This is a genomic window from Verminephrobacter aporrectodeae subsp. tuberculatae At4 (assembly GCF_000193225.1).
Lineage (GTDB): Bacteria > Pseudomonadota > Gammaproteobacteria > Burkholderiales > Burkholderiaceae_C > Acidovorax > Acidovorax aporrectodeae.
The window spans coordinates 1-3,329 of record NZ_AFAL01001011.1 but is presented as its reverse complement, the minus strand read 5'-3'; the positions used below and the strand labels follow the sequence as shown (position 1 = coordinate 3,329).

Annotated in this window: 4 protein-coding genes; all 4 read right to left on the bottom strand. The window is 67.0% G+C overall.

Features of this window, described 5'->3' with window-relative positions:
- Window positions 1-1,015, bottom strand: a 1,015-nt coding sequence (locus VTU_RS30285) for an RHS repeat domain-containing protein (protein WP_010110446.1), incomplete at its 3' end; no start/stop codon positions are given.
- Window positions 1,012-1,902 (bottom strand): TadE family protein, encoded by an 891-nt coding sequence (locus tag VTU_RS0124570; RefSeq protein ID WP_010110445.1) that lies wholly within the window; start codon window positions 1,900-1,902, stop codon window positions 1,012-1,014. The genes VTU_RS0124570 and VTU_RS30285, both read right to left, overlap by 4 nt.
- Before the next feature lie 319 nt (window positions 1,903-2,221).
- A complete protein-coding gene (locus VTU_RS0124565; RefSeq protein ID WP_010110444.1) occupies window positions 2,222-2,995 on the bottom strand; it encodes a citryl-CoA lyase in 774 nt (257 codons plus the stop codon).
- Between the two features lie 52 nt (window positions 2,996-3,047).
- Window positions 3,048-3,329 (bottom strand): tripartite tricarboxylate transporter substrate-binding protein (locus VTU_RS30280; RefSeq protein WP_010110443.1); only part of this gene is annotated, 282 nt, incomplete at its 5' end.

Below are 3,329 nucleotides of genomic sequence, written 5' to 3'. Positions count from 1 at the left end.
AGTGCCGGGTGATTCCCTTGCCCTGTTCTGCGGGGTGGCGCACCTGCACCAGGTTCGCGCGCACCTGGAGTTCCTGTTGCTCTCGGGGTTCCTGGGCCTTGGCCTGTTCCCTGCCCGGCGGCAAGGCGCTGCCATAGCTGTATTCGAAGCGTCCTGCGGGGCTGTCCATGCTTTGCACGCCGTCGTAGCGCGGCGGTTTGGCGATTGCCCGGGACGATTCCTCGTAGTGCTCCAGGCGGGTCTCCCGGTAGTTCAGCCGCAGTTTTCGCCCTTGCGGGTCGGTGACCTGCTGCAAGCGGCCTTTGGCACTGTATTGCAGCTGCACGCTTTCGCCGCTGGGCAGGCTGATGCGCATGAGCCGGCCCCGGTGGTTGAAGAGCAGTTCGCGTCCATCGGCCCAGCGCCACAGGTATTGCCGGGTCCGCGGCGTTCTGCCCGCGTTGCGGATGCTCACCACGCCGTTGTCCGGCTGTTCGCTCGCGCACTGGCTGGGGTCTTGCGCGCTCTTTTTGAAGAGGATGCGTGTGCCGTCGGCCTGCACGATTTGCACGGTGTTCCCGATGTCGTACAGATCGGTTTCGTAGCTGAGCTTCCAGCCGCGCCCCAGGATTCCCGGGGGCACGTTGCTACGGCCGTACTGGCTGTTGTAGTGGCGCACGATTTCCAGTCCGAGCAGGCCGGGCAGCGCGGGCATGTCTTCCTCGCGCTGGTATTTGTTGCCGCTGATGACGTTGATCGGGTTGCCCGCGCCCTGGTTCGTGCCGCTGGTGTTGCCCTGGCTCGCGGGGCCCGGGCTGCCGCAGGTTGCACCGCCTGGCGTGGGGCTGCAGACCCCGCCGCCCGGTCCGGCGGTATCGGGCTTTTCTGTGCCGGGCATGCAGCTTTGGCGCTTCGGGTCGCAGGTCCCCGGCGTCTTGCCTCCGGGCAGACCGTCGAGCGGACCGGCCGATGCGCTTTGGCCGAGCAATACCGCCCATACAAGGCAGGCTGCGTGCAGCAGTTGTTTCGGGTTCATTTGGTGGCTCCACAGGATGGGCAATTCGCACCGACACAGCCCGTGTCTCCCCCGCCGGTGCCCGGGTTGTCAGCGCCACCGGTGCCGCCGCCTGGGCCCGGGCCAGCACCGTCGCCGGTACCACCGCCTGCACCCGAGTCGCCTCCACCCGGATCGAGCACCGTGCAACCCATGGTGATGCAGTCGGGTGCCGGGGATTTGCCGCCTGGGCCATCCGATCCTCCCGGATTTACGGGGCTGCCGTTATTGCTTGCGCCCGGGTTGGAAACCGTGCTCTCGCCCTCGACGGCGTCGCTTTGCATGTGCAGCGTGACGTGCGTGACGACCGGTAGCCGGCCCTGTTCGATGAGTTGGCTGTGGAAACTATCGCCGCCGTTGTCGAACCACTTCAGGTAGTGCTTGTAGATGGTGCTGACCAACGGAATCTTGAGTTCGTAGCCATGCGTCACCTTGATCTTGAGCAGGTTCGCGTCCTGCACGCTCTGGCCCGATTGGCTGCCGACGTTTCTGTTGCGGTACGCCAGGCCCGCGTTGGGTATTGCGCGCGCGTTGTACTTTTGCTCCAACCAGGGATCGTTCCAGTCGTCAAAGCTCGCGCGTGTGGGGTTAAGCAGGTCAATGCGCAGATTGCCCTGCAGGTCGGCCGCCGCCTTGGCCTTGGCCTGCGCCAGTTCCGCGCTGTTGCTGCCCCCGCCGTACAGCGGCACCAGGGCGCGCAGGTAGCTTTCGCGGATGTCCGGGAGCTTGGCGTGGGCCATGCTGCCCGCACGCGCGGCCATAAAGCTCGCGTGGTTAATCTGGTTTTTGGAGAAGAACACCAGACCGTATTGCAGCATGGCCAGCCCCAGCAGCGTGATGATGGGGCCGACCACGGTGAACTCGATCATGGCGCTGCCGCACTGGCGTGGCGCAGCCGATCGTGGTGTGCTGTGTTGCCGCATGATGAATTGGATCGACAAGGTTTTCTGGCTTGGCAATGACCCAAAATGGGGCGGGAACCCGATACGGAGTTCCCTCTGTGCAGTGGCCGGGGCTACAGGGAAGGAAGGGCGGTTACACCGAGTCCCGGCCAGCATGCACTGGTCACGTCAGTGTATTCCATGGATCACGAATGATAAGCATTCGGTTTCCTGTCGTGGTCGGCACGCTCGCCCAGAGGGATGCACTGATTCTGGAGCAGGACGCGGGTGAACGACCCCGCGCGGCTCATTCCTCACCGGCCTGCGAGGCCGCGGACGCCATGTTCCACAGATCCTGGCCCAGGGGCCGGCTGCGCTCCTCGATGGCGTGCGCCACCAGCCCGGCAACGCGGCCGATGAGCGCGAGTCCCTTGCCGAACTCGGGCGTCAAACCCAGATCGAGCAGCACGGCGCCCTTGCAGCCCGCGGCGTTCAGGGGCATGGGGCGCCCGAGCGCGTGCGCAAGGGCTGCGGCCAACTGCAGCGCGAACCGGCAGTGCACGCCGAAATAGCCATCCTCGCGCGCGATGCGCAGCGCGCGCTCGGTGCGCGGGTCGGCGTGAACGTGGATCGGATGGCCCAGGCCCGGGATCTTCTGGCCTTGCGCGCGGCAGCGCGCGACCACGGCGTGCGCGTGCGCGCCGAGTTCGGCGTCGGAGAGCGCCTCGGGCCGTTCGACGCCGTCGAGCGCCGTGCGCAGAAAGTGCGCGCTCGCTTCGGCGCTTCCCAGAAAACGCGTGCCCGCGCCCAACAGCCCCGCCGCCACGGCCCCCTGGAGCGATTCCGGCGCGCCGTGCAGGGTCAGCCGGGTTGCCAGCGCGCTGGGCGTCAGGCCATGGTCTATGGACGCGACCAGCGCGTTGTTGATCATCCGCCGCAGGCGCGGGTCCGGGAAATGGCCCAGGATGGCCAGGCAGAGGACGTCCACGAAGTCGTGCTTGTCGAGCAAGTCGTCCGCGAGATCATGGCCGCGGATGCAGATATGGTCGGCGTCGCCGCTGCCGATGTGGCTCTTGCGCATTTCCGGTCCTTCCTGTTCAAGCGGCTTTCGATGGCTTGCCTGGCGCCGCCGCTCACCGTGTCTGCGCGTTTGCGCGGAGCACGATTTCCCGCCAGCGCGCGACCTCGGCTTCGGCGAACGTCTGGAACGCCGCGTCCGAAAGGTCCATTGCAAAGCTGCCGATCCGCGCCAGCGCCGCCCGCACGTCGGGCGCTTGCGTGGCGCGCCCGATCGCGCGCGCAAGGCGCTCGACGACGGCGTCGGGCGTCCCTCTGGGCGCGAAAATTCCTGACCAGCCCTCCAGCGCGGCGTCGGGGAAACCGGCCTCGCCGACCGTGGGCACGTCCGGCAGCGC